Origin of the sequence: Ovoidimarina sediminis (genome assembly GCF_032586175.1) — a bacterium.
GTDB lineage: Bacteria > Pseudomonadota > Alphaproteobacteria > Rhodobacterales > Rhodobacteraceae > Ovoidimarina > Ovoidimarina sediminis.
This window is the reverse complement of record NZ_JAWHTE010000001.1, coordinates 488753-512334: the sequence shown is the minus strand read 5'-3', so window position 1 is coordinate 512334 and position 23582 is coordinate 488753. Positions and strand designations below refer to the sequence as shown.

At 63.1% G+C, this 23582-nt stretch carries 24 protein-coding genes; 7 read left to right on the top strand and 17 right to left on the bottom strand.

The genetic code is table 11. The features are described 5' to 3' along the window. Nucleotides 1–105: 105 nt before the first annotated feature. Nucleotides 106–780, top strand: a complete 675-nt coding sequence (locus RXV90_RS02510) for a transglutaminase-like cysteine peptidase (protein WP_316646664.1) — start codon at nucleotides 106–108, stop codon at nucleotides 778–780. Here RXV90_RS02510 and ilvN read toward each other — a convergent pair whose 3' ends face one another. The 10 genes from ilvN to RXV90_RS02460 all read right to left on the bottom strand — a co-directional run bounded on the left by ilvN (nucleotide 781) and on the right by RXV90_RS02460 (nucleotide 13182). Further along, on the bottom strand, nucleotides 781–1344 hold the full coding sequence (gene ilvN, locus RXV90_RS02505; RefSeq protein ID WP_316646663.1) for an acetolactate synthase small subunit: 564 nt from the start codon (nucleotides 1342–1344) through the stop codon (nucleotides 781–783). 61 nt (nucleotides 1345–1405) lie between these two features. Then, nucleotides 1406–2596, bottom strand: a complete 1191-nt coding sequence (locus tag RXV90_RS02500; protein WP_316646662.1) for a cytochrome P450 — start codon at nucleotides 2594–2596, stop codon at nucleotides 1406–1408. Continuing rightward, nucleotides 2597–4876, bottom strand: a complete 2280-nt coding sequence (locus RXV90_RS02495; protein WP_316646661.1) for a TRAP transporter permease — start codon at nucleotides 4874–4876, stop codon at nucleotides 2597–2599. A gap of 28 nt (nucleotides 4877–4904) precedes the next feature. Next, the gene (locus RXV90_RS02490; RefSeq protein ID WP_316646660.1) at nucleotides 4905–5597 is read right to left on the bottom strand and encodes a nitroreductase family protein; all 693 of its coding nucleotides are present in this window, start codon (nucleotides 5595–5597) and stop codon (nucleotides 4905–4907) included. Between the two features lie 62 nt (nucleotides 5598–5659). After that, entirely contained in the window at nucleotides 5660–6649 is a 990-nt protein-coding gene (locus RXV90_RS02485; RefSeq protein WP_316646659.1) for a TAXI family TRAP transporter solute-binding subunit, read from the bottom strand. Nucleotides 6650–6850: 201 nt separating this feature from the next. Then, the gene (locus RXV90_RS02480) at nucleotides 6851–8191 is read right to left on the bottom strand and encodes a sigma-54-dependent transcriptional regulator (protein ID WP_316646658.1); all 1341 of its coding nucleotides are present in this window, start codon (nucleotides 8189–8191) and stop codon (nucleotides 6851–6853) included. Next, nucleotides 8188–10044 (bottom strand): sensor histidine kinase, encoded by a 1857-nt coding sequence (locus tag RXV90_RS02475; RefSeq protein WP_316646657.1) that lies wholly within the window; start codon nucleotides 10042–10044, stop codon nucleotides 8188–8190. Before RXV90_RS02475 ends, RXV90_RS02480 begins: the two co-directional genes overlap by 4 nt. Before the next feature lie 38 nt (nucleotides 10045–10082). Further along, on the bottom strand, nucleotides 10083–10955 hold the full coding sequence (gene mmsB / locus RXV90_RS02470) for a 3-hydroxyisobutyrate dehydrogenase (RefSeq protein WP_316646656.1): 873 nt from the start codon (nucleotides 10953–10955) through the stop codon (nucleotides 10083–10085). Between the two features lie 44 nt (nucleotides 10956–10999). After that, nucleotides 11000–12049 carry an enoyl-CoA hydratase/isomerase family protein gene (locus tag RXV90_RS02465; RefSeq protein WP_316646655.1) on the bottom strand — a complete coding sequence of 350 codons (1050 nt, stop codon included), beginning with the start codon at nucleotides 12047–12049 and terminating at the stop codon, nucleotides 11000–11002. Then, nucleotides 12046–13182, bottom strand: coding sequence for an acyl-CoA dehydrogenase family protein (locus RXV90_RS02460; RefSeq protein ID WP_316646654.1), 1137 nt, complete (start codon nucleotides 13180–13182; stop codon nucleotides 12046–12048). Before RXV90_RS02460 ends, RXV90_RS02465 begins: the two co-directional genes overlap by 4 nt. Before the next feature lie 174 nt (nucleotides 13183–13356). Between RXV90_RS02460 and RXV90_RS02455 the strand changes: the two genes are divergently transcribed. Further along, nucleotides 13357–13926 carry a L,D-transpeptidase gene (locus RXV90_RS02455; protein WP_316646653.1) on the top strand — a complete coding sequence of 190 codons (570 nt, stop codon included), beginning with the start codon at nucleotides 13357–13359 and terminating at the stop codon, nucleotides 13924–13926. A gap of 16 nt (nucleotides 13927–13942) precedes the next feature. On the opposite strand, the gene RXV90_RS02450 is transcribed toward RXV90_RS02455, so the two are convergent. After that, nucleotides 13943–15073, bottom strand: a complete 1131-nt coding sequence (locus RXV90_RS02450; protein ID WP_316646652.1) for a carboxylate-amine ligase — start codon at nucleotides 15071–15073, stop codon at nucleotides 13943–13945. 382 nt (nucleotides 15074–15455) lie between these two features. On the opposite strand from RXV90_RS02450, the gene RXV90_RS02445 reads away from it, so the two are divergent. Together RXV90_RS02445 and RXV90_RS02440 are read left to right on the top strand one after the other, a co-directional pair. Next, the gene (locus RXV90_RS02445; RefSeq protein ID WP_316646651.1) at nucleotides 15456–16214 is read left to right on the top strand and encodes a VPLPA-CTERM sorting domain-containing protein; all 759 of its coding nucleotides are present in this window, start codon (nucleotides 15456–15458) and stop codon (nucleotides 16212–16214) included. Nucleotides 16215–16576: 362 nt separating this feature from the next. Beyond that, on the top strand, nucleotides 16577–17212 hold the full coding sequence (locus RXV90_RS02440; RefSeq protein WP_316646650.1) for a VPLPA-CTERM sorting domain-containing protein: 636 nt from the start codon (nucleotides 16577–16579) through the stop codon (nucleotides 17210–17212). A 76-nt stretch (nucleotides 17213–17288) separates the two neighbouring features. On the opposite strand, the gene RXV90_RS02435 is transcribed toward RXV90_RS02440, so the two are convergent. Continuing rightward, nucleotides 17289–18788: a CoA-acylating methylmalonate-semialdehyde dehydrogenase gene (locus RXV90_RS02435; RefSeq protein ID WP_316646649.1), complete on the bottom strand. Its 1500-nt coding sequence runs from the start codon at nucleotides 18786–18788 to the stop codon at nucleotides 17289–17291. A gap of 116 nt (nucleotides 18789–18904) precedes the next feature. Between RXV90_RS02435 and RXV90_RS02430 the strand changes: the two genes are divergently transcribed. The 3 genes from RXV90_RS02430 (at nucleotide 18905) to coaD (ending at nucleotide 20865) form a co-directional block, all read left to right on the top strand. Continuing rightward, nucleotides 18905–19795, top strand: coding sequence for a LysR family transcriptional regulator (locus RXV90_RS02430; RefSeq protein WP_316646647.1), 891 nt, complete (start codon nucleotides 18905–18907; stop codon nucleotides 19793–19795). Nucleotides 19796–19856: 61 nt separating this feature from the next. Beyond that, a complete protein-coding gene (locus RXV90_RS02425; protein ID WP_316646646.1) occupies nucleotides 19857–20291 on the top strand; it encodes a CBS domain-containing protein in 435 nt (144 codons plus the stop codon). A 76-nt stretch (nucleotides 20292–20367) separates the two neighbouring features. Then, nucleotides 20368–20865 carry a pantetheine-phosphate adenylyltransferase gene (coaD, locus tag RXV90_RS02420; RefSeq protein WP_316646645.1) on the top strand — a complete coding sequence of 166 codons (498 nt, stop codon included), beginning with the start codon at nucleotides 20368–20370 and terminating at the stop codon, nucleotides 20863–20865. A 60-nt stretch (nucleotides 20866–20925) separates the two neighbouring features. On the opposite strand, the gene RXV90_RS02415 is transcribed toward coaD, so the two are convergent. The 5 genes from RXV90_RS02415 to bhcR all read right to left on the bottom strand — a co-directional run bounded on the left by RXV90_RS02415 (nucleotide 20926) and on the right by bhcR (nucleotide 23559). Continuing rightward, nucleotides 20926–21090 (bottom strand): hypothetical protein, encoded by a 165-nt coding sequence (locus tag RXV90_RS02415; protein ID WP_316646644.1) that lies wholly within the window; start codon nucleotides 21088–21090, stop codon nucleotides 20926–20928. Nucleotides 21091–21186: 96 nt separating this feature from the next. Further along, complete coding sequence (locus RXV90_RS02410) at nucleotides 21187–21348, bottom strand: DUF1127 domain-containing protein (protein WP_316646643.1); 162 nt, start codon at nucleotides 21346–21348, stop codon at nucleotides 21187–21189. Between the two features lie 191 nt (nucleotides 21349–21539). Then, nucleotides 21540–22541 carry a type I glyceraldehyde-3-phosphate dehydrogenase gene (gene gap, locus RXV90_RS02405; protein ID WP_316646642.1) on the bottom strand — a complete coding sequence of 334 codons (1002 nt, stop codon included), beginning with the start codon at nucleotides 22539–22541 and terminating at the stop codon, nucleotides 21540–21542. 71 nt (nucleotides 22542–22612) lie between these two features. Further along, nucleotides 22613–22753 carry a hypothetical protein gene (locus tag RXV90_RS02400; RefSeq protein WP_316646641.1) on the bottom strand — a complete coding sequence of 47 codons (141 nt, stop codon included), beginning with the start codon at nucleotides 22751–22753 and terminating at the stop codon, nucleotides 22613–22615. Then, a complete protein-coding gene (gene bhcR, locus RXV90_RS02395) occupies nucleotides 22750–23559 on the bottom strand; it encodes an HTH-type transcriptional regulator BhcR (RefSeq protein WP_316646640.1) in 810 nt (269 codons plus the stop codon). Before bhcR ends, RXV90_RS02400 begins: the two co-directional genes overlap by 4 nt. Between the last annotated feature and the right edge of the window lie 23 nt (nucleotides 23560–23582).

Here is a 23582-nt window from a genome sequence, read left to right as displayed (position 1 = left end):
TTCCAGTGCCCCAAAGACGACCTCGTTCCCGCCAAACTCTTGCCCGGATTGTCGATTTAATTGGCGTTCGCCGGGCGGGGGCCTGGTCTGCTGTCAGGGGATGTTATGGGATCCTACTCACTGTCCGGGAAGAGATGCCGCGGGTTCAATCCCAAGGGAAACACGGTTCGTCCGATCGAAAAGTGCGGGTCGCGCGTTCTGCCGACGCTTCTGGTGCTGCTGACGCTGGCGCTTGGGATGATGGTGAGCGCGGCGCGGCCGGCTTATGCGGCCGATCTCGTGGTGTCGACCAAGGCAATCTCGGCACCGGCGGGGTTCCGCGGGGTGTGCGAGCGCTATGCCTGGGCCTGTGACCGGTCGAGCAAGGCATCGGTGCATGGCGCGGAAGCGCAGCTGGAACTGGCCTACAGGGTCAACCGGGCCGTAAACCGGCAAGTGCGCGAGATTTCGGATCAGCAGCAGTACAAGCAGCGCGAATACTGGGCGCTTCCCACCCGCCGTGGCGGGGATTGCGAGGATTTCGCACTTCTGAAGAAGCGCGAGCTGCAGCGCGCGGGGATCGCGCCTGACCGGCTTCTGATCGCCACGGTTCTCGACCGCCGACAGCGGGCGCATGCGGTGCTGGTTCTGCGGACGGATCGGGGTGACTATGTCCTCGACAACCTGACTTCGCGGATCAAGCCGTGGAACAAGACCGGTTACTCCTTCATCCGGATGCAGGATCCGACGACCCCCTCAGGGTGGACGGTCGTGATGCGGGGTGGGATCTTCAGGACCTGATCATTCCGCGCCGCGGGCAAGGGCGGCGACGCCTGTCCGGGCCATTTCGACCAGGCCGATGGGGCGCATGAGATCGGCGAAGGCGTCGACCTTTTCGGGCGTGCCCGTGATCTCGAAGACGAAGCTGCCAAGGGTCGAGTCGACCACGTTGGCGCGGAAGATTTCGGCAAGACGCAGCGCTTCGATGCGTTTTTCGCCGTCGCCGGCCACTTTGAAGAGGGCAAGCTCCCGTTCGACCGAGGGGCCTTCGACCGTGAGGTCGTGAACGTCGTGAACAGGGACGATGCGGCCAAGCTGGGCCTTGATCTGTTCGATCACGCTGGGCGTTCCGGTGGTGACGATGGTGATGCGCGAGGTGTGCCCCTCGTGGTCGACCTCGGCCACCGTCAGGCTTTCGATGTTGTAGCCGCGCCCCGAGAAAAGCCCGATGACGCGGGCGAGAACGCCAGCCTCGTTGTCCACCACCACGGCCAGGGTATGACGCTCCATCATCTCGGCATGGGGATCGCGCAGGTCGTATGCCGAATGGCTGGACGCGCCTTTCTGGAGTTTGAGCGGGGACATGGGTGTATTCCGGCTGGTGTTTACATCAGGAGGAGCTTGTAGCGGGCCAAGGGATGGGCGTTCAAGCAGAAAGGACCGGACCGCGTGTGACGATCAGGCGGGAGAGCCCGTGGAAATGATAAAGATCGGCATATTCGGGCGGTTCCGCGAGCGCGAGGCCGGGGCACCGTTCGAAGAGGGTACGGAGGCCGATCTGGAGTTCGAGGCGGGCTAGTGGAGCACCGACGCAGAAATGGAGCCCGGCACCGAAAGCCAGGTGGGGGACGGGTTTGCGGGTTGGATCGAAGCGGCTCGGGTCGGGGGCAAGTGCCGGATCGCGGCCCGCTGCGCCGAGGAGACAGCCCAGCTGGTCGCCGCGCCGGAAGGAATGTCCGAAGAGTTCGATGTCCTCGTAGACATGGCGCGTAAAGAGGTGTAGGGGCGGGTCGTATCGGAGGACCTCCTCGACCGTCGCGTCGATGGCGCTTGGCCGCGTGGCCGATTGGGCGTCGTTTTCGAGGATCGCCTTCACCCCGTTTCCGATCGTGTGGACGGTAGCTTCGTGGCCCGCATTCAGAAGCAGGATGCAGGTGGTGATCAACTCGTCGGTCGAGAGGCGTTCGCCGTCTTCCTCGGCCGCGATCATATGGGTGATGAGATCGTCGGCGGGGCGGGCGCGGCGTTCGTCGATGTAGCCCCTCAGGAAATCGGAGAAGGCTTGCGCGGCGCCGGCGGCGGCCAGTTCCATCTCATGTGTGCGGCGGGCCTGATACATGCCTACCATGGCGTGCGACCAGGCGAGGAGCTGATCGGCCATGGCTTCGGGCACGCCGAGGAGGCGGGCGATCACGATAACGGGGAGTTTTTCGGCGAAGGCGGGGAGGAGATCGGCAGATTCCTGATGAATAGCCTTTGCGAGGGTGGTTGCAAGTTCTTCAATCTCGGGCGCGAGCCTCGCAATCCGGCGCGATGTGAAGGCGCGGAGGACGAGGGCGCGAAGCCGGGTATGGCGGGGCGGCTCAAGCTCGAGCATCGAGTTGTCCTCGATGCGGTAGAACGGCACGAGGTGCGGCGGTACCTCGGGCGGGGTGATCGGTTCGCGCCCGAGGCGGCGATCCTTCAGAATGGCGGAGACGGCCCGGTGGCTGACGGCCATGGGCATTCCGTATTCTTCCCAGAAGAACAGATCACCCGCCGCCCGGGCCTCGTCATAGAACGGGTAGGGGTTCTGGACGAAGCCCGGATCGGTGGGCGACCGGGAGAGGCGATGCACCTAGTCGGCGCCCCGGACCGCGATCTGCGCATCGGGCGCGGGGCGGAAAACCTTCTGGACGAAGAACAGGGCGGCAGCCAGACCCACGCCGATCAAATCGGTGATGCCGCCGCCTTCGATCATGAAGAGTGCCGCGATGATCAGGCCCAAGCGGATGAACCATGCTGAACGACCGCCCATGAACCAGCCCTGAATGCCGGATGACAGGAGGAAGACGCCAAGGATCGCCGTCACGCCCGCACGAACGATGTTGTACCAGTGCGGCGATTGATGGACGAGTTCGCCCGCTACCTCGACCAGTTCGGTACCCTGCATCAGGAGGTTGCCGTTGTAGAAGAACATGAACGGCACGATGAACGCCGCCATGCCGATCTTGAACGAGGCCACGGAGGTTTCCATCGGGTTGGCGCCGGATATGCCGGCCGCCGCGTAGCTTGCCAGAGCCACGGGTGGCGTGATCGCCGAGACGACGGCGAAGTAGAAGACGAAGAAATGCGCCGTGAGTTGCGGGATCCCGAGCTCGACCAGCCCCGGTGCGACCACGGATGCGGCAACCGCGTAGGCCGCCGTGGTGGGCATGCCCATCCCCAGCAGGATCGCGATGCACATGGCGAAGAAGAGGGCCAGAAGCTGCGAGGCTTCGGCGAGCCCCAGAAGCAGGTTCGAGAAGCGGGCACCGACGCCCGTCAGGGAGATCACGCCGACGATGATGCCGGCGCAGGCGCAGACCGCGATGATCTGGATCGACATGACGCCCGCGAGTTCGAACGCCTTTACGATCGAGCGTGGCCCCATGCGGTAGGGGGTGAGCCAGCTGACCACGGCCGCGGCTACGGTGGCGAGCGTGCCCGCTCGGATCACCGAATAGCCCATGAAGAGCGCCGCGATCAGGATGATGATCGGGATGAAGAGGAAGATGCGGCGCATCATCTCGTTCAGCTTCGGCAATTCGTCTTCGCGCATGCCGCGCATGCCGAGCTTGGCCGCTTCGAAATCGACCATGAAGTAGATCGACACGAAGTAGAGCACCGCCGGGATGATCGCGGCGATGGCGATATCGGTGTAGGGAATGCCCGTGATCTCGGCCATGATGAAGGCGCCCGCGCCCATGATCGGCGGCATGATCTGGCCACCGGTGGAGGCGGCGGCTTCGACCGCGCCCGCGGTTTTCTTCTGGTAGCCGACCTTCTTCATCAGCGGGATGGTTAGTGAACCGGTCGCGACGACATTGCCGGCCGAGGTGCCGTTGATCATACCCATGAGGCCGGAGGCGAAGATCGCGACCTTCGCGGGCCCGCCACGCGCGCGCCCGGCGGCGGCGAAGGCGAAGTTTACGAAGTAATCACCTACCTTCGAGGCCTGCAGGAAGGCCGCGAAGATGATGAACAGGATGATGTAGGTAGAGGACACCGCAGTTGTGGGCCCGAGAATGCCTGCATCGGTGTAGACCTGGCTGAAGAAGCGCTGCCAGCCGATTTGAGGGGTGTTGAGGAAGCCCGGCAGATACTGGCCGGTGAAGACGTAAACGAGGAATATTCCTGCGATGATCACCAGTGCGAGGCCCGCGACGCGGCGGGTGAGTTCCATGATCAGCGCGGCGCCTGCAACGGCAGCCATGGAGATGCCAATTGGTGCGAAGGGTGTGCCGGTCGAGTTCCGCATCATCGTGCCGTAGATCGTGATCAGGTAGGTGGCGACGGCAACCCCGCAGACTGCGAGGACGATGTCGGGGGCGGTGAAGGCCCCCCGGGTGCGGGCGTTGAACCAACTGAGGACGATCGCGCCCGCCGTGGCGGCCCAAAGTGGCGCACCGAAGTGCCATGTCTCGGCGGCCTTGATGCCCGCGTCGATGCCGTTCCACATCGTGCCGCCGGCGATCTGGGCCGCGAAACCGATCGCCGTCCAGAGGCTGTAGAGTGCGGGCAGGAGGAGCGCCCAGGAAATCACGTCGAGCGTGCGGGTTTCCGACTGGTCGTTGCTGGCGAAGCTCCGGCCCGCGAACAGGAGGAAGCCGAGGCCAAGGGCACCCGCAACGTGCACGATGCGGAAATTCCACGTTTCCATGGGAAACTGGGGAAGGAAGGGGATTTCGAGGCCGGTCCATTCCGATATCGACAGGCCATTCAGCGCCGCCATGTGGAAGGCCGCGTAGATCGTCGAGACCGCCGCGATGAAGGTGTAGGCCAGGCCCGTAAAGAGCCGGCGGTTGGATTCGACCGGTTCGTCGTCGACGCCTTCGGCAATTACGCGCTCGTCGCTTTCGGCAGATGTGTCGGCCATTGTCGTGTCCCCTCCTCATGGCCCGGCGTCAGTCGACGACGGTCAGGATCTCGTTCAGCGGTTTCTTGATTTTGGCGGCCCTCGGCACCGTGGCGTCCGCGGCGGCGTGACCCGTGGCCAGGATCATCACCGGTTTTTCGGAGGCCGGGCGGTTCAGAAGCCCGTTCAGGAATTTCATCGGGTTGGGCGTGTGGGTAAGCGTCACGAGCCCGGCGTGGTGCAGCGCGGCGATCAGGAAGCCGGTTGCGATGCCCACGCTTTCGGGCACGTAGTAGTTCTTGTAGCGCGTGCCGTCGTCAAATTCGCCCCAGCGCTGGGCGAAGATCACGATCAGCCAGGGGGCGATATCGAGATGCGGTTTCTCGACGCCTGTGCCGAGAGGTTCGAGCGCCTTGATCCATTCGTCTCCGCCGCCGCCGGCGTAGAAGGCGCGCTCTTCCTCTTCCGCTGCGAGGCGGATCTTGTGCTTCACGCCCGGGTTCGAGATCGCGACGAAGTGCCAGGGCTGGTGATTTGCGCCGGAGGGCGCGGTGCCTGCGGTCGCGATCGCAGCCTCGATCACGGCCGCATCAACCGGCCGGTCGGCGAAATCGCGCACCGAATGGCGGGTTTTCATGCGGTCGCGGAAGGCGAGAGCCTCGGCCAGGGACGCGTCGTCGGACATGTCCGCGCGTTCAGGCAGAGGGATTGCCTCAAAGGAAAGCGCTGATTTCGCAAACATTTCTTGCCCCCTTGCGGATACAGGGCCGCCCGCAGGGAGCGGCCCCGTTCCGTCAGGATAGCTTACATTCCGTGGATCATGTCATCAGGAATGTCGGCGCCCGCGTTCTCTTTGAACCACTTGGCGGCGCCGGGGTGCCACATCAGCACTTTGTTTTTGTCCCAGTTTTCGGGAAGCGTGGAGCGGGCGGCCTTGTGGATGCCCACCATGCGCTCGTTATCCGACATCACGACATCCACCACCGCTTCGACGAAGCTTTCGGGCAGATCGCAGTTGGCGATCGCAAAGTTCCACATCGAGACCGAGCGCGCATCGGCTTCGAGCGTGGTGTAGGTGCTCGCCGCGATGTTGAACTCGCTGACTGGGAAGCTTTCGAGGATCTTGGCCTGCTCTTCCTCGGTGAATTCGATGATGTTGACGTCGGTCTGCACCTCGAGCTGCGACACGGCAGGGACCGGCACGCCGGCCGCGAAGGCGATGACGTCCAGAAGCCCGTCCTGAAGTTGACCGCCAAGGTCCGTCCAGCCACCATTCCGACGCTCGAAGTTGACGCCCAGCGTCTCCATCATGCGCGGGAAGTAGGTGTCGGACGTGGAGCCGGCGGGGCCGAAGCCGATCTTCGCGCCGTCCGGGATCTCGGCGATCGAAGTGATGCCCGAAGAGGCCAGAGCGGTGACCGAGAACGGTGTCTGGTACATCGGGAACATCGCGCAGGCATTCGACATCTGAAGGCCCGGTGCGATCGGGTTTGTGCCCGCAAGCGATTCCGCCGCCGGGCCCATGGTCGTCATGCCGAAGGCCGCGTCGCCGGTGTGGACGAGTGCCATATTCTGCATCGGGCCGCCGGTGACTTCGCCACCGCCGGAGATGCCGAGTTCCTCGGCCACGAGGTTCGCCCAGCCGGAGCCGTAAGCGAAGTAGGTGCCGCCCTGGGAGGCGGTGCCGACGGTGAAGCTTTCGGGCCAGCCGGTTTTGTCGACATGGCTGCCCGCAAACGCGGCGCCAACGGAAACGGTCGCGGCCAGAGCCACGCCAATGGTTGTACGGATCATGTTTCTCCTCCTTTCCGGGTGCGGTTGGATGCCCCCGGTTACGTGCCACGTCCCTTCGCGGCGATGGCCTGATTGAGCGCCCATCACCGCAGGGAACAAGGTGGAGATAGAAACTTTTTCTTAATTGTCAGCACTTTTTCGTCGCGTTGGGTCGGAACCCGGACAGTGGGCGCTAACGGCTGGGTCGAAACCGACCCATCCCTATTCGGCATCCTCCGCCATGTCGCGCGTGAGGCCGTATTTGCGCATCTTTTCATAAAGAGCCTTTCGCGACAGGCCGAGGGATTCATAGGTGGATTTGAGGCTTCCCCCATTGGCCTCGATTGCTGCGGCGATGAGCGCACGTTCATGGTTGGCCACCTGTTCGGCGAGCGTCTGCGCCAGGCCGGTGTCGGGGATCGCCTCGGTACCCTTCGACTCGAGCGGGAGGCCCAGGGAATAGCGATCCGCCGCATTGCGCAGTTCGCGGACATTGCCCGGCCAGTCGCGTGCGGCGAGGCTTGCGAGGACCGCTCCCGGAACCTCCGGGGCGGGGCGCTTGTATCGGGCGGCAGCCTCGTTCACGAGATGCATGAAGAGACGGGGGATATCCTCGCGCCGCTCGGAAAGGGCGGGCATCCGAAGGGTTACGACGTTCAGGCGATAGGCGAGATCGCTTCGGAACTCGCCGGCTTCGGAGGCCTCCACCAGATCGCGTTTCGAGGCGGCTATGAAGCGGATATCGAGGGGGACCGGATCGTTCGAGCCGAGCCGGGTGATCGCGCGGTCCTGGATCGCGTGGAGGAGCTTGCCCTGTAGGGGGAGCGGCAGGCTGTCGATCTCGTCGAGAAACACGGTGCCGCCGCGGGCATGTTCGAACCGGCCGAAGCGGGCACGGCTTGCACCGGGAAAGGCGCCGGCTTCGTGGCCGAACAGCTCTGTCTCGATCATCGCTTCGGGGAGTGCGGCGCAATTGATGGCGACGAAGGGCCGTTCGGAGCGGGGGCTTGCGCGGTGAAGTGCGCGCGCCGCGATTTCCTTGCCCGTCCCGGTTCTGCCCACGATCAGCACATCGGCTTCGGTTTCGGCCACTGCACGGAGCGACTGGCGCAGGGCCACCATCTGGGGACTGCGCCCGATCAGCCGGGCCTCGACCACGTCGCGCCCGCCCACCTGGCGGCGGAGCGCGCGGTTTTCAAGGGTCAGGCGGCGTTTGTCGATGGCACGGCGGCAGGTTTCGACGAGGCGAGCCGGGGCGTATGGTTTTTCGAGGAAATCGTAGGCGCCGTCGCGCATGGACTGCACCGCAAGATCGACATCGCCATGGCCGGTGACGAGGATCACGGGAAATTCGGGATCGATCTCGAGCACCCGGGACATGAGCGTTAGGCCGTCCATTCCCGGCATGCGGATGTCGGTGACGAGGACGGCGTCGAGGTGGCGCTCGACCTCGCCCAGGGCCGCCTCCGGTTCGGCAAAGATGCGCGCTGGAAGATCGGCCAGCGTAAGCGTCTGCTCGGCGGCCAGGCGAAGGTGTTCTTCATCGTCGACGAAGAGGATCATTGTGCGGCGACCTCGCTGGCGGAGGATGCGGGCAGGAGGGAGATGCAGAATTCAGCCCCGCCGCCGACGCGATTTTCTGCCGAAAGCGTACCGCCGAAATCCTTGATGATGTTGTAGGAAATCGAGAGGCCAAGGCCCAGGCCGCCACCTGTGGCCTTTGTGGTGAAGAATGGGTCGAAGATCGAGGCCAGAGTGTCTTCGTCTATGCCTGGCCCGCTGTCGCGGACGAGGAGGGCGATGGTATCGGGCCTTGCCTCGACGGTGATCTCGACCACCGGGGCGGGCATTTCGCCCATAGCATCGAGGGCGTTGGAGATCAGGTTGACGACGACCTGCTGGAGGCGGACAACGCCACCTCGCACGAAGATCTCGGCTTCGGGCCGGTCGAAGCGGAGTTCGGCGCCCGCGTTGCGGATACGCCCCGACATGAGTGCCACCGCGTCGTCCACGACGGAGAGGAGCGGCACAGGCCCGAGCCTTTCCTGTGGGCGGCGGGCAAAGTTTCGAAGGTGGCGGGAGATGGCGGACATGCGGTCTGCCATGTCGGAGATGCGGCCGAGATTCGTGCGCACTTCGTCGATGCGGTCGCGATCGAGGAAGGAAATCGCGTTGTCGGTGTAGGATTTCACGGCGGCGAGCGGCTGGTTGATCTCGTGGCTGAGGGCCGCAGACATCTGGCCGAGGGCGGCGAGTTTGCCCGCCTGCACGAGATCGGCCTGCGTCTTGCGGAGCCGGGTTTCGGCGCTGCGCCGTTCCTCGACCTCGCGCCGGAGCTGGGTGTTTGCGGTGTTGAGTTCGGCGGTTCGTTTCGCGACCTCGCTTTCCGCGAGCGCGCGGGCCTCGGCCTGGGCATTCAGCCGTTCGCGCAGCTGGGCGCGGCGCTGGAGGATGATGGCCGTGACGAGCCCGGCCAGGAGGACGAGGCCTGCGCCGATGGCGAGAAAGAGGAGGGTCTGGCGCCATGCGATCGCCGTAGGGGTGAGGATCGACACCGTCCAGCCGGCTTCGGGCACACGGGTGCTTTGCGCGAGGTATTCCGTTGCCTCGCCCTCATCCCCGACCGTCAGAATATCGTGGCCGCCCTCGCCCGTGGTGCGGGTGGCTGGCAACGGTGTCAGACGGTCCGTGGGGTATTGGCGCGTTCTGGTGATCCAGTCGCGGGCCTGGGGCGTGAGCGGGGCGAGGTAGCGGAAGTGCCAATCTTCGCGACTTGACATGAAGACGACGGTATTGAGATCGGAGACGATGATTTCGCTGGTGCCTGCGCGCCAGGCCTCTTCGAAGGCTTCCACGGTGAACTTGACCGCGATGACCCCGGTGATGCGCGTGTCTTCGAGCACGGGGGCGGCGATGAAATAGCCGCGTTCGCCCGATGTGGTGCCGAGGGCGGCGAAATGCCCGGTGCCGCCGTCGAGGGCGACGGTGAAATAGGGGCGGTAGGCAAAGTTCTGGCCGATGAAGGTGTTGGTTTTCCGATAGTTGCTGGCGGCGATTACCGTGCCGCCGATATCCATCAGGTAGACATCCGAAGCCCCGATGCTGAACGCCGTCTGGCGAAGCTGTTCGTTGAGGTAGGGCACGATGCCTTCGTTCTTCGGTTCGCGAAGCGCGCGGGCGAGAAGTGGGCGCTCGGCGATCAGCGAGGGCAGGGGGCGGAAGCGATCAATCGCGCCCGTGAGGCCCTCGGCCGCGAGACGAAGAGTGGCGTCGGCCCGCTGGGCGCTTTGCTGGATGAAGAAAGCCTCGGTGCGGGCAACGGCGAGAGGCAGAAGGGCCACCGCCGCGAGCACGAGCGCGCCGGCGAGAAACAGGCCCCTGCGCGACCTGCCCTGGATTCCAACCCCATGGTCCATCGGGTGGAGTATGCGCCGAGGGCCGCGCCTTGGCCAGATCAGCCCCGCGAGCGGGCCTCGAAGCGGGGGAGCAGGGCGGAGAAATCCTTGCCGCGCCCGTCCTCGGATTCGACGAAGCGTTCATAAAGGTCGCGGGCGAGCTGGCCCGTCGGCGTGTCGGCATCCACGGCCTCGGCCGCCTGTTGGGACAGGCGCAGATCCTTCAGCATGAGTTCGGCGGCGAAGCCGGGCCTGTAACCGTTGTCGGCAGGGCTTTGCGGACCGATGCCAGGGGCGGGGCAGTAGGCGTTCATCGACCAGCTGTAGCCCGAGGATGTGGAGACGACATCGAACATGGCCTGGCGGTCGAGCCCGAGCTTGTCGGCCAGTGCGAAAGCCTCGCAGGTGGCGATCATGGTGACGCCAAGGATCATGTTGTTGCAGATCTTCGCGGCCTGACCATCGCCGTATGCGCCGCAGTGGACGGCCTTCTGGCCCATGACTTCGAAAAGCGGGGCGGCCGTTTTGAAAGCGTCGTCGCTGCCGCCGACCATGAACGTGAGCGTGCCCGCACTTGCGCCGCCCACGCCGCCGGAGACAGGGGCGTCGAGCGGGCGGAGGCCCATCGCCTCGGCATCTGCGGCGACGGCCCGGGCGCTGTCAACATCCACGGTGGAGCAATCGAGGAGGACCGCGCCCTTTGTCATCACGCCCATGATATCGGCGGCGACTGCGCGGAGGATCGGCCCGTCTGGCAGCATCGTGATGACGACATCGCGGCCCCGCGCGGCGTCCTTGCCGCTTTTGGCGGGTGTAACGCCGTCGGGATAGGGGGCGACGGGATCGAAGCCGGTAACCTCATGCCCAGCCGCGGCAAGGTTTGCGGCCATGGGGCCGCCCATGTTGCCGAGCCCGATGAAGCCAATCTGCATGTCTCTGCCTCCCGTATCGCCGCGTGGTGCGGGGTGTGGTTGTGTCAGCTGTTGCCTGGCCCGTCGAGCGACAGACCGTGTTTGCCCAGCGGCATGAGCATCCTGGCAACTTCTGCCGTGGTGACGTCTTTTGGGCCGTCGTGATGCCAGGCCGGACTTTTGTCCTTGTCGATGATCAGCGCGCGGATGCCTTCGAGGAAGTCGCTGTCCTCGATTGAGCGCCAGGTGAAGCGGTATTCCATTTCAAGGGCGCGGTGGATCGAGGCGGACCCGCGGACGCGGCGCACAGCCTCGTATGCTGCGGCGGCGGAGAGGGGGCTTTGCCGGCCGATTGCCTTCAGCGTCTCCTTGGCGAGGTCATCGTTGTCCGCCTCGAGCGAGCGCACCACGTCACCCAGGGACGCTCCCCGGAAGTGACGGGCGATCCAAGGTTCACGCTCGGCGAGGAGGCCCCCGGGAGGCGGAGCAGCACAATCCGGAAGACATGCCGCGTTGCCTGTTTCGGCAAGGGTGGACATGACGTTCCCCCACTTCTCTTCCGGGATGTAGGTATCTGCGAATGTTGCATAAATCGCATCCGCAGCCTGCATACGGAAGCCGGTGACAGCGAGGTACTCGCCGACATGGCCCGGCGCCCGGGCGAGAAGGAATGTGCCGCCCACATCGGGGATCAGACCAATCGAGCATTCGGGCATCGCGATGCGGGAGGTGTCGCCCACGATCCGATGCGAGCCGTGGCACGAGGCGCCGACACCGCCACCCATGGTGAAACCTTGCATGAACGCGATGTAAGGCTTTGGATATTCTGATATTTTCGCGTTCAGGCGGTATTCGTCCGCCCAGAAATTCCGGCCGTAGTTCAGATTACCCGCCCGGCTTTCGTGGTAGAGTTCCACGAGGTCGCCGCCGGCGCAGAAGGCTTTTTCCCCTACCGCATCGATTATGACGAGAGCGACAGCGTCGTCGTCCCGCCAGTCGTCGAGCGCTGCCTCGATTTTCAGGCACATATCCCAGGTGAGTGCGTTGAGCGCGGCGGGGCGGTTCAGGGTGATGCGCCCTGCCTTTCCTTCGATGCGGATATTTATATCGCTCACGACACCAGATCCCTGGCCACGATGAGCCGCATGATCTCGTTCGTGCCTTCGAGAATCTGGTGCACGCGGAGATCGCGGACGATCTTTTCTATGCCGTAATCGGCGAGGTAGCCGTAGCCGCCGTGTAGCTGGAGGCACTGGTCGGCCACGCGGCTTCCGGCCTCGGTGACGAATTTCTTGGCCATGGCGCAGCGCTTGGTCGCGTCCGGCTGGCCGGTATCATGGGCCCAGGCGGCATGGCGGAGGAAGGTGCGGGCCGCCTGAAGTTCAATCTCCATGTCGGCGAGGCGGAACTGGAGCGCCTGAAACCGGTCTATCGTCTGACCGAAGGCGCGGCGTTCGGACATGTAGGTGCGGGTGGCGTCGAGAGCGGCCTGCGCGGCGCCGAGAGAGCAGGCGGCAATGTTGAGCCGCCCGCCGTCTAGCCCGGCCATGGCGTATCGAAAGCCCTTGCCTTCCTCACCCAGGAGGTTGTCGGCGGGTACCGTGCATCCATCGAGCTGGACCTGGCGGGTGGGTTGGCTGCGCCAGCCCATCTTGTCTTCGAGCGCGCCGAAGCTGAGGCCGGGCGCCCCGTCTTCGACATAAAAGGCGGAGATACCGCGCGGGCCATCGTCGCCCGTGCGGGACATGACGATATATGCGTCGGAATATCCGCCACCGGAGATGAAGGCCTTGGTGCCCGTGAGCCGCCAGCCTTCGTTGGTGCGTTCCGCCCGCGTTTTTAGGGCTGCGGCGTCGGAGCCCGAGCCCGGTTCGGTCAGGCAATAGGAGATGACGCGCCGCATGGCGACCGCGTCGGGGAGGAGCCTTTCCTTCAACTCCGCCGACCCGAAGCGATCGATCATCGCCGCGCACATGTTGTGGATCGACAGGAAGGCCGCCACCGAGGCGCAGGACATCGACAGCGCTTCGAAGACAAGGGTGGCATCAAGCCTTGTGAGGCCAGTTCCGCCTGCGTCCTCGGACACATAGAGGCCGCCAAAGCCAAGTTCGGCGATGCGGGGCCAGAGATCCTTCGGAATTGTGCCCTCGGCATCCCAAGCGCGGGCATTCGGCGCGATCATTTCCGCGCCGAAGGCACGGGCCATGTCGAAGATGGCCTTCTGCTCGTCAGAAAGGGCGAAATCCAAAGCGCCGGTGCCTCCCGATGGCCGTTTGCGCCTTGGATAGCGGGGGCCGGGAGCAGGGGCAAGCCGCCGCCGCCGGGACACATTCACGTGAGACGCTGCTTCTGCGACAGGCTAGCGCTTGCGTGGCTAGAAAGCCTTTGTTTTAAGGAGGAAAACAAACCTGAGGCAGTGAGAATGACACAGAGACGGACCTTTCTTCTTGCGGGCGGCGCCTTTCTGGCGGCGCCGGGCGTCCTGCGGGCGCAGGTTTCTGACCCCTGGTTTCGCGGAAACGCGCCGACACGGCGCAACATGTCGAGTTTCCGGGCGCAGAGATGGGAGGATCACTTCAGCAAACGCGGGGTCGTTTCTATCCTTGCCGATACGTCGTCGCGGGCGCTGCACTATTGGAGTGCGGACCTAAGCGATTACCGTCTTTATCCCACTTCGGTGCCGATGACGGATGAACTGACGCGGCGCGGTTATACGTCCATCGTGCGCAAGCGCGTTGGTCCGGACTGGACGCCCACAGTCTCGATGCGGGAGCGTAACCCGGATCTGCCGGCCTATATGCCGCCCGGGCCGGACAATCCGCTTGGGACGCACGCGATGTATCTTGGATGGCCCGCCTACCTGATCCACGGTACTCATGACACCCGGAAGATCGGACGCCGGTCGTCGTCGGGTTGCATCGGGCTTTACAACGAGATGATCGCCGAACTGTTTTCGATCACGCCGGTCGGTGCGCAGGTGCGGCTGATCTGACGGGGCGGGCCGACCCTTAGAGGTCGGCTTCGAATTCGTCGATCAGATGCGCCACGACTTTTCTGAGGGCATCTTCATGATCGAGGCCGCTTGCCGCGGCCTCGTCGTAGACACGGCGTTGGCGTTGGGTGCTGGTGCCGTCCTTCAGGATATCCTGCACCCGTTCAACCTCGGCGACGGAGCGGAGGATGCCCGCGTCTTCACCGATGAGTTCAAGCCATTGATCTGCGATTTCCTGGAAGGGCAGGATGCGCCGTTCGCCGAAATCGATCATGCCTTCGGTCGTGCCGTAGCGCAGGGCGCGCCAGCGGTTTTCGCCGACAAGGAAACTGTCATAGATGCGCCAGCGCTGGTTCTTCTTCGCAAGACGCCAGAGAAGCCGCATGGAGGCCTGGGTGAGGGCCGCGAGGGTAAGCGTGTGTTCGAGCCGCGGGGTGACATCGCAGATGCGGGATTCGAGCGTGGGAAAGCGTGACGAGGGCCTGAGATCCCACCAGATCTTCGAGGTGTCTTCGATGATACCGAGATCAATCAGAACGTTGACGGAACGTTCATATTCCGCCCAGCTCGACATGCGGGGCGGCTGTCCGGTGCGCGGCAGGTTGTCGAAGATGGTCAGGCGGTAGGATGAGAGGCCGGTGTCTTCGCCCTGCCAGTACGGTGAGGAGCAGCTGAGGGCCAAGAGGTGGGGCAGGAAGTAAGCGAACTGGTTCATCAGATCGATGCGCTGATCCTGATCGGCTATGCCCACATGAACGTGCATGCCGCAGATCAGCATCCGGCGGGCGACGCCGGCGAGATCGCGTTGCAGATCGTTGTAGCGTTCCTTGTCGGTGTGGGGTTGCTGCTTCCAATCCGCAAAGGGGTGACAGCTTACCGCGATAGGGGCGAGCCCGTGCGCGCGGGCATGGCGCGCGACGCAGGCGCGCAGACGCTTCAGATCTTCTCGTGCTTCGCCGATTGTCTGGCAAACCCGGGTTCCGACCTCGATCTGGCAGCGTAGGAATTCCGGGCTGACCTGGCCTTCGAGTTCGTTGAGGCATTCCGCGATCAGACCCTCGGTGGCGTCGGCGAGTTTGAAGCTGTCGCGATCGACGAGGAGATACTCCTCTTCGATCCCGATGGTGAATTCGGGATCTGACGTCATTCTGGCCCACTCCACTCCCGTCACGCGCCGTCGAACCCCGTTATGGGGCCGCCGGTTTCGTGGCACAAGCGCATGGTTGCAGTCTGCGAATCGCGTGCGTTCCTTCTATGGGTCTGAAGCGGGGCTGTTTCGGGGCTCAAGACAATGCTGGTGGGTCAGCTTGAATTGCCGCTCAACCCGCAACAAGCCTTCCGGGAAGCACCTGAAAATACGCAGAAAAACAGGGGCCAACCCGCTTCTGCGCTTTGTGGCGGAAATGCGGCGTGTTAGTGTCACAACTGTCTAAATGCGGCCGTGGGGGCTGCGTGTGTGCCATCTGGGGGCAATTACAATGACCACTTTGAAAGCAAAGACGGCCTTCGCCGTTTCTGTCGCGGCGGGGATGGCCTTCGCGGCCAGTTCCGCGTCTGCGGCGACGCATAACTTGTTCTTAGCGGGCGACTCCTACACTGACGGGGACGCGACATTCACCGCGATCGATTTCGATCCGACCGGCGGTACGGGGGTCATCGATCCGTTCCTCGCGCTGCAATCCTCGCCGATCGAAGAAGGCTACAATTCCGATCTTCCGTCACCTGAATTCGACGAAACACGCTCTGGCTCCGCCTTCGTACGGTCGCTTCTGGTGAGCGAGCTCCTCGAAGAGGACGGCTACTATACACTGTTCGCCGACTGGAACGAGCCGAACGGCGGCGGTGCGGATACGCTTACCATCCTCGAGTTCGAGATTTGGACCGACCTGGATGGTGAAAACGACTCGTTTGGCACCGGTGAATTCTCGGCCACGCAGCTGATCTATTCGCTTGGTCAGCAGCTCAACACCATCGATTTCGGTGGTGGCAGTGGCCAGCAGGACATGGAAATCAAGATCGACGCGTCGCTGTTCGACGGCGCGGAGGGCGATTACTTCATGCTTTACGCCGTGCTGGGCTGGAACTGTGAATATTTGAGGTTTCGGCGTGAAACGGTTTGCGAAGACGTGGGCTACGAGACCTCCGGCGGGTTCGAGGAATTCTCGGCCGTGATCGGTGAAGGCACGCCGCCGCCGCCGCCGCAAGTGCCGCTGCCGGCCGCTGGCTGGTTGCTTCTTGGTGGTCTCGGTGGTCTCGCCGCCCTGCGCCGCAAGAAAAAATCCTCCTGAGGTTCACACCAAATCCCTACACACGTGATGGAAAGGGCGGCCAGCTTGGCCGCCCTTTTCTTTTGGATATCAGAATGTTCGCTCAAGCTTGGATGATGCAGGCGGCCTGGGCACCATCCCCGCAAGCTTCGAGCGCCGGCCGCGCAGGCGAAACAAAGACTGCAGATTTGGGCGATTGCTTCGAAATTCGTTTCACATTGTGGCGAGATTTTGGCAATGTAATCATAGTGGGGATTCCGGCATGTGTGTGCTGAGGGGATTCAGCAAAAGCAGTAAATAAAGCCATCTCGCTTGCGGTTTCCGCGGCGTTGGTGGGTGAGGCGCAGCGAGTGGTTCGCTGCCGGTGAACAGTGGGGGCTTCAATGAACAAGTTTGTATCGTTCATCGTGGCGGCAGGTGTCGCGACGATGATGAGCAGCGGTGCGTTTGCCGCGACAGTAGAGACCTGTGCAGACACCGAGGGCGGCCCCATGGAGCCGAGCGATGGTGGCGAACGTTCAATGACAATCTCGGTTGATTCCGGGTTTGTCGAATGTGTTGCATGGGGAACAGGGCAGTTCGGCGAGGGATCCGACAACGATATTGAGGAGCTGTCGGCGTATCTTGACTCGATTAATTTTGAGCTGTTGGGGCTGATCGACAAGTCCGATGACCCAACCTCCGGCTCCGATCCCGATGCACTTGTTGGTCCTTTGACCTCGGGTACTGACGGCGAGTTCTCGATCTCCACTGATCCCGAATACCCATTCTATGTGCTAATCTTCAAATTCGGTGCTGCTGTAGGGCAGGGTGCCGAAGCCGATCCTGACTGGTTTGCATTCCTTATCGATGCCGAGGCAGCGAGTGATCCTGACATCGTCTGGTACACATCCGAGGGCTTCCAGCAAGGTTTGTCGCACGTTGACCTCTATGCTGCGGTTCCGATCCCGGCGGCCGGGTTCCTGCTTCTTGGCGGGCTTGGCGGTCTGGCCCTGCTTCGGCGGAAGAGGATGGTCTGACGGCACCACACACTAAGGTTACACAAGAAGGGCGGTCGTGAGACCGCCCTTTCTCTTTTTGGGAACGGGGGCTGGATTACTCCATGACCGGAATGCTGAACTCGCCACCTTCCTTGATGCCCGAGGGCCAACGGGCGGTGATCGTCTTCGTCCGTGTATAGAATCGGAAGGCGTCGGGCCCGTGCTGGTTCAGGTCGCCGAATGCCGACTTCTTCCAACCGCCAAACGTGTGGTAGGCGAGCGGCACGGGGATCGGCACGTTGATGCCCACCATCCCGATATTGATACGGTTGGCGAAGTCGCGGGCAGTGTCGCCATCGCGTGTGAAGATCGCTGTACCGTTGCCGTATTCATGATCCATCGCGTGGGCGAGGGCGTCCTCGTAGCTTTCCGCGCGGACGGTGGAGAGGACCGGCCCGAAGATCTCTGTTTTGTAGATATCCATGTCGCGGGTCACGCGGTCGAAGAGATGGGGGCCGACGAAGAAGCCGTCCTCATAACCCTGAAGCGCGAAGTTGCGGCCATCGACCACGAGTTCGGCACCCTGATCGATGCCGGACTGTACGAGGCCCAGGACCTTTTCCTTCGCGGCGCCGGTGACAAGGGGGCCGTAATCGACATCCTTGCCTGCCGTATAGGGGCCGACCTTTAGCGCCTCGATGCGGGGCACGAGCTTTTCGATCAGGCGATCGGCGGTTTCATCGCCAACGGGCACCGCGACCGAAATTGCCATGCAGCGTTCGCCTGCTGCACCGTAGCCTGCACCGACGAGCGCGTCGGCGGCCTGATCCATGTCGGCATCGGGCATGACGATCATGTGGTTCTTGGCGCCGCCAAAACACTGCACCCGTTTGCCGTTCGCGCAGCCGCGGGAGTAGATGTATTCAGCGATCGGCGTGGAGCCCACGAAACCGACGGCCTGGATGACCGGGTTGTCGAGTATCGCGTCGACCGATTCCTTGTCGCCGTTTACGACCTGAAGAATGCCGTCGGGCAGGCCCGCCTCTTGCATGAGTTCGGCCAGCATGATCGGCACCGAAGGATCGCGCTCGGACGGTTTGAGGATGAACGCATTGCCGCAGGCGATGGCAGGCGCGAATTTCCACATCGGGATCATGGCAGGGAAGTTGAAGGGTGTGATCCCGGCGACGACGCCCAGCGCCTGGCGCATCGAGTACATGTCGATGCCGGGGCCTGCGCTGTCGGTGTATTCGCCTTTGAGGAGGTGGGGGGCACCGATACAGAACTCGACCACTTCGAGGCCGCGCTGAACATCGCCCGCGGCGTCAGGAAGCGTTTTGCCGTGTTCGCGGCTGAGCGCCTCGGCCAACTTGTCCATGTCGCGATTGAGGAGCTGGACGAATTTCATCAGCACGCGGGCGCGGCGCTGCGGATTGGTTGCGGCCCAAGCGGGTTGTGCCTTTGCCGCGCTTTCGACTGCGGCGTCGAGTTCGGACTTCGAGGCAAGCGGCACTTTTGCCTGAACCTCGCCCGTCGCGGGGTTGAAAACGTCGGCGAAGCGACCGGACGTGCCGGCGACGCGCTTTCCGTCAATGAAGTGAGACAGCTCTTCCATCGGATCCTCCCGAATGATGCCCTGGATATCGCGCGCGAGTTTAGTCTTGCGCAATCGGGTGGAAAAGAGACAGTTGGCCAAAATCGTTTTGCATTTTTGCAGGATGGGGCGTTGATATGAACTGGGATGATCTGCGTGTTTTCCTCGCTGTGGCGCGGGGCGGCAGCCTTTCGGCGGCGGGGCAGGGATTGCGGATCGATCCGGCGACCGTTGGGCGGAGGATCGCGCGGCTGGAGCAATCGCTGGGCGAGGCGTTGTTCCTGAAGTCGCCCCAAGGCTATGCGCTTACGCGGGCGGGGGAGCAGTTGGTGGCGCGGGCGGAAGAGGCGGAGCGGGCGCTGTCGGGAGCGGAGGATGCGCTTAGGGGATCGGCCGACATTCTTGATGGGACGATCCGGATCGGGGCGCCGGATGGGTGTGCCAACTTCCTTCTGCCTCAGGTTGCCGCCGCGATCCGAGCGGCGCATCCGAAGCTGGAGATCCAGATCATCGCGCTGCCCAGGGTCTTCAACCTGTCGAAGCGCGAGGCGGATCTGGCCATTGCCGTCAGCCCGCCGGATGCGGCGCGGCTGTATGGGGAACGGGTGTCGGACTACCGGCTGCATCTTGCAGCAGCGGAAGTCTATCTTGCCGGGGCCGAGCCGCTGACACGGTTGGCGGATCTTGGGACGCATACGATCGTGGGTTACGTGCCCGATATGATCTTTGACCGTGAGCTTGATTACCTGTCAGAAGCTGGTGGCGTTACGGCGGAACTGGCGTCGAACTCGGTTTCGGTGCAGGGGCATCTCCTGCGGGCTGGCGGCGGGGTGGGGATCGTGCATGATTTTATGCTGCCGTTCCTGCCCGGGGTGCGGCGCGTTTTGGAGGGCGAACTGTCGCTCAAGCGGACCTTCTGGCTGGTGCGCCACCAAAACGACAGGCGGCGTGTTGGCCTTGCCCGGGTCGCAGAACTGGTGGTGGCGGGGCTTCGCGCCGAAATCGCCCGGCTTGAAGCCCAAGCTTGACAGGCCCGGCCCCGCCAAGCCACGCTTGCAAAAGCTTTATTACGAAAGGGAGGGCCAGGGTATGACCGTGGCAAAAATCCTGAACTCCAAAGGCTCTGGCGATGTTTTGACCATTGCGCCGGACAAGCTGATCTCAGATGCCGCAGCGATGCTCTCGGAGCGGCGGATCGGTTCGCTTGTCGTTTCGGAGGACGGGGCGAGCGCGCTGGGTATACTGTCGGAGCGTGACATCGTACGCGAAATCGGACGGCGCGGGCATGGATGCCTGTCGGAGACGGTTGCGGAGATGATGACGAAGGACCTGGTCACCTGCGAGCGGGCGGACAAGGCCGATGAGATACTTGCGAAGATGACGGCGGGCCGGTTCCGGCACATGCCGGTTGTCGAGGATGGCAAGCTTGTCGGTCTGATCACGCTGGGCGACGTGGTGAAATACCGCCTCGAAGAGGTGAAGATGGAAAAGGATGCCCTTGAAGGGATGATCATGGGCTTCTGACCCCGACCAGGGGCATCTTGTGGACAAGTCAGGACGGCGAGGGGTAGAACCGGCGCAGGGACAGTGGGAGACATCCATGCGGATCGGTTTATATCCGGGCACGTTCGATCCGGTGACCAATGGCCACCTCGATATCATCGAGCGGGCAACGGTTCTGGTGGACCGGCTGGTGATCGGTGTGGCGATAAATCGGGACAAGGGCCCGTTGTTTTCCCTGGAAGAACGCGTGGCAATGATCGAGGGCGAATGCGCCGAGATCGCCGAAAGGCGCGGTGTGGAGATCATTGCACATCCGTTTGAGAATCTTCTGATCGACTGCGCCCGCGACGTGGGGGCGGGGATCATCATCCGCGGCCTTCGGGCGGTGGCGGATTTCGAATATGAATTCCAGATGGTCGGAATGAACAGGGTGCTCGATGACGAAATCGAGACCGTGTTTCTGATGGCCGAAGCCGAGCATCAGGCGATTGCCTCGAAACTTGTGAAAGAGATCGCGCGGCTGGGCGGGGATGTCAGCCGGTTCGTCTCTCCGGCCGTGCAGGCGGCTTTGAAAGAGCGTTTTGCAGCCACCTGAAACGAAACGGGGCGGCACTTGGCCACCCCGCTTCCTTGCGATGCAAGCGCTGAACGCCGATCAGCGGCCGTAAACCGCCTTGCGCGCGATCTTGCGCGCATCGGGCGGATAGATGTCGAGATCGATCGCCGTGTTAAGTGGCATGGATTCGATCTCGCGAACGGTGCGCATATACGCCACGCGATTGTGGGCGGCGGTGCGCAGGTCTTTGAAGATGCCGGTCATTCGACGAGCTCCTTTTCATTCGGGTTCGACCGGGTGCCGAAGCTCCCGGTTCGCGGTGCCGCGCCTTTCTGGCATGCGGCGCCGTGGGTGTTGGTGTCAGCCGTAAACGGCTTGCCGGGCGATTTCCCGGGCGTCGTTCCGGTGAATGCCGAGGTCGTCGGCTTCGCGCTGCGACATGCCCTCGATTTCGGTCACGATCCGCCGATACTCGGAGTAACGGTGGGCTGCATGCCGGAGTTTGCTTGAGAGACGTTTCATATCCTGTCTCCGTTCCTTCGTCGTGTGTCTGTGGCCGCCCATCGGCCACGGGTCTAATATGGGTATGCGTTAGCGCTAAACCAGCGATGAATGCGAAAGGCGGCTATGCGTTTTCTGCAATGCAGCATGGAACGCAAAATGAAAGGGCGCCGCAGCGCGACGCCCTTTGACTTCAGTGGGTTGGCTGATTGTCAGATCAACTTGCCCATCACGACCGCGGTGTCCGACATGCGGTTCGAGAAGCCCCATTCGTTATCGTACCACGTAAGGATCCGGCACATCGTGCCTTCCATCACCTTGGTCTGATCGGTGTGGAAGATCGAGGAATGGGGATCGTGGTTGAAGTCGATCGAAACGAGGCTTTCGTCGGTGTAGCCGAGAATGCCCTTGAGGTTGCCGTCAGCGGCGTTGCGGATCGCCGTGTTGATCTCTTCGACGCTGGTTTCGCGAGCGGCCTCGAACGTGAGATCGACAACGGACACGTTGGGCGTGGGGACGCGGATCGCGACGCCGTCGAGCTTGCCGTTGAGTTCCGGAAGCACAATGCCCACGGCCTTTGCGGCACCCGTCGATGTCGGGATCATCGACATGGCGGCGGCGCGGGCGCGGTAAAGATCCTTGTGCATCGTGTCGAGCGTCGGCTGGTCGCCCGTGTAGCTGTGGATCGTGGTCATGAAACCCTTCACGATCCCGATCTCGTCATTCAGCACCTTGGCCACCGGCGAGAGGCAGTTCGTCGTGCAGGAGGCGTTGGAGACGACGAGATCGTCGGAGGTCAACGTGTCGTGGTTCACGCCGTAGACGATTGTTTTGTCCGCGCCCGAGGATGGTGCGGAGACCAGAACGCGGCTCGCGCCGTTTTCCAGGTGTATGGCGGCCTTGTCGCGGGCGGTGAAGATTCCCGTGCATTCCATGACGATGTCGACGTGGCCCCAGGGCAGGTCGGCGGGGTTGCGGATGGCCGAAACCTCGATCGGACCGGAGCCGACGTCGATGGTGCTTTCGGTCGTCTTTACCGCTGCAGGGAAACGGCCATGCACGCTGTCGTAACGCAGGAGGTGGGCGTTGGTTTCCACCGGCCCGAGGTCGTTGATCGCGACCACCTCGATATCGGTGCGTCCCGATTCCACGATTGCGCGCAGCACGTTCCGCCCGATGCGTCCGAATCCGTTGATGGCGACCTTGACCGTCATGTCATTCTCCGTGGCGATGTCGATTTGGCGTTACCAACGATGTTCCGCGAGGAAGGTCAACCGGAATCCCGTTAGCGCCAGAACGCAATCCAGTGAATGAGGTCGGCGAATTTGCGGGCGAGGAAGACAGCGCCGTCGGGCCAGAGCACGATCAGAAGGAGAAGTGCGATCACGATGGTTGAAAAAAGGATCAGGGCAGTGCGGTTGCTCATGGGGCCCCCAGAAGGCGGGAGAGTTCAGTCGCGGCGGTTCGTACTTCTTCGCCGAATGGCGCAATGCGGTCGCCGGAGATGCGCGCCGTGGGCCCGGAGATCGAAATGCCCGCGACCGCGAGGCCGGTCGCGTTGAAGACCGGAGCGGCGACGCAGCGCATTCCTTCGTTACGCTCCTCGTCGTCGATGGAGTAGCCGCGCCGGCGCGTGGCCGCAAGATCGGAGAGAAGGGCGGAGGCATTGGTGAGTGTGCGTGATGTGAAGCGCTCAAGCCCGTTGGAGACGATGGCGTTGAGGCGAGGTTCATCGAACTGGGCGAGCAGGGCCTTGCCGATGCCCGAGGCGTGCATCGGAGACTGGGTGCCGGGGGGGAAGAAGGCGCGGATCGAAGCGTGAGTTTCCACCTGGCTGACAAAGAGGACGTGGCGGGCATTTTCGACGCCGAGGTTGGCGGTTTCGCCAGTCACCTCCATCAGACGCTGCATGACAGGCCGTGCGCGTTCGACGAGGTTCGTGCGTCGCAGGAAGGCCGAGCCGATGCGGAAGGCGCCTGCGCCGACATGCCAGGACTGGCGTTGCTGGTCGAGTTCCACGATACCGCGCGTTTCAAGTGTGGTGAGGACCCGGTAGGCGGTGGCGGGCGACTGATCGAGGCGCGAGGCGAGTTCTGTGAGCGTCAGGCCGCCGGTTTCGCCGAGTGTTTCGAGAATCATCATCGCGCGATCGAGCGACTGGATTGTGTTCTGTTCGGTCTTGTCGTTGAACGCACGCGGGCGTCCGCGGCTGCGTCTGGGCTGATCTGCCATGGCGATCTCTGGTTGTCTGAGCT

Excerpts from the sequence above, each read along its gene's own strand:
- RXV90_RS02510 (WP_316646664.1), top strand. The coding sequence starts at position 106 with ATGGGATCCTACTCACTGTCCGGGAAGAGATGCCGCGGGTTCAATCCC.
- ilvN (WP_316646663.1), bottom strand. The coding sequence starts at position 1,344 with ATGTCCCCGCTCAAACTCCAGAAAGGCGCGTCCAGCCATTCGGCATAC.
- RXV90_RS02495 (WP_316646661.1), bottom strand. The coding sequence starts at position 4,876 with ATGGCCGACACATCTGCCGAAAGCGACGAGCGCGTAATTGCCGAAGGC.
- RXV90_RS02490 (WP_316646660.1), bottom strand. The coding sequence starts at position 5,597 with ATGTTTGCGAAATCAGCGCTTTCCTTTGAGGCAATCCCTCTGCCTGAA.
- RXV90_RS02485 (WP_316646659.1), bottom strand. The coding sequence starts at position 6,649 with ATGATCCGTACAACCATTGGCGTGGCTCTGGCCGCGACCGTTTCCGTT.
- RXV90_RS02480 (WP_316646658.1), bottom strand. The coding sequence starts at position 8,191 with ATGATCCTCTTCGTCGACGATGAAGAACACCTTCGCCTGGCCGCCGAG.
- RXV90_RS02475 (WP_316646657.1), bottom strand. The coding sequence starts at position 10,044 with ATGGACCATGGGGTTGGAATCCAGGGCAGGTCGCGCAGGGGCCTGTTT.
- mmsB (WP_316646656.1), bottom strand. The coding sequence starts at position 10,955 with ATGCAGATTGGCTTCATCGGGCTCGGCAACATGGGCGGCCCCATGGCC.
- RXV90_RS02455 (WP_316646653.1), top strand. The coding sequence starts at position 13,357 with ATGACACAGAGACGGACCTTTCTTCTTGCGGGCGGCGCCTTTCTGGCG.
- RXV90_RS02450 (WP_316646652.1), bottom strand. The coding sequence starts at position 15,073 with ATGACGTCAGATCCCGAATTCACCATCGGGATCGAAGAGGAGTATCTC.
- RXV90_RS02445 (WP_316646651.1), top strand. The coding sequence starts at position 15,456 with ATGGCCTTCGCGGCCAGTTCCGCGTCTGCGGCGACGCATAACTTGTTC.
- RXV90_RS02440 (WP_316646650.1), top strand. The coding sequence starts at position 16,577 with ATGAACAAGTTTGTATCGTTCATCGTGGCGGCAGGTGTCGCGACGATG.
- RXV90_RS02435 (WP_316646649.1), bottom strand. The coding sequence starts at position 18,788 with ATGGAAGAGCTGTCTCACTTCATTGACGGAAAGCGCGTCGCCGGCACG.
- RXV90_RS02430 (WP_316646647.1), top strand. The coding sequence starts at position 18,905 with ATGAACTGGGATGATCTGCGTGTTTTCCTCGCTGTGGCGCGGGGCGGC.
- RXV90_RS02425 (WP_316646646.1), top strand. The coding sequence starts at position 19,857 with ATGACCGTGGCAAAAATCCTGAACTCCAAAGGCTCTGGCGATGTTTTG.
- coaD (WP_316646645.1), top strand. The coding sequence starts at position 20,368 with ATGCGGATCGGTTTATATCCGGGCACGTTCGATCCGGTGACCAATGGC.
- RXV90_RS02415 (WP_316646644.1), bottom strand. The coding sequence starts at position 21,090 with ATGACCGGCATCTTCAAAGACCTGCGCACCGCCGCCCACAATCGCGTG.
- RXV90_RS02410 (WP_316646643.1), bottom strand. The coding sequence starts at position 21,348 with ATGAAACGTCTCTCAAGCAAACTCCGGCATGCAGCCCACCGTTACTCC.
- gap (WP_316646642.1), bottom strand. The coding sequence starts at position 22,541 with ATGACGGTCAAGGTCGCCATCAACGGATTCGGACGCATCGGGCGGAAC.
- RXV90_RS02400 (WP_316646641.1), bottom strand. The coding sequence starts at position 22,753 with ATGAGCAACCGCACTGCCCTGATCCTTTTTTCAACCATCGTGATCGCA.
- bhcR (WP_316646640.1), bottom strand. The coding sequence starts at position 23,559 with ATGGCAGATCAGCCCAGACGCAGCCGCGGACGCCCGCGTGCGTTCAAC.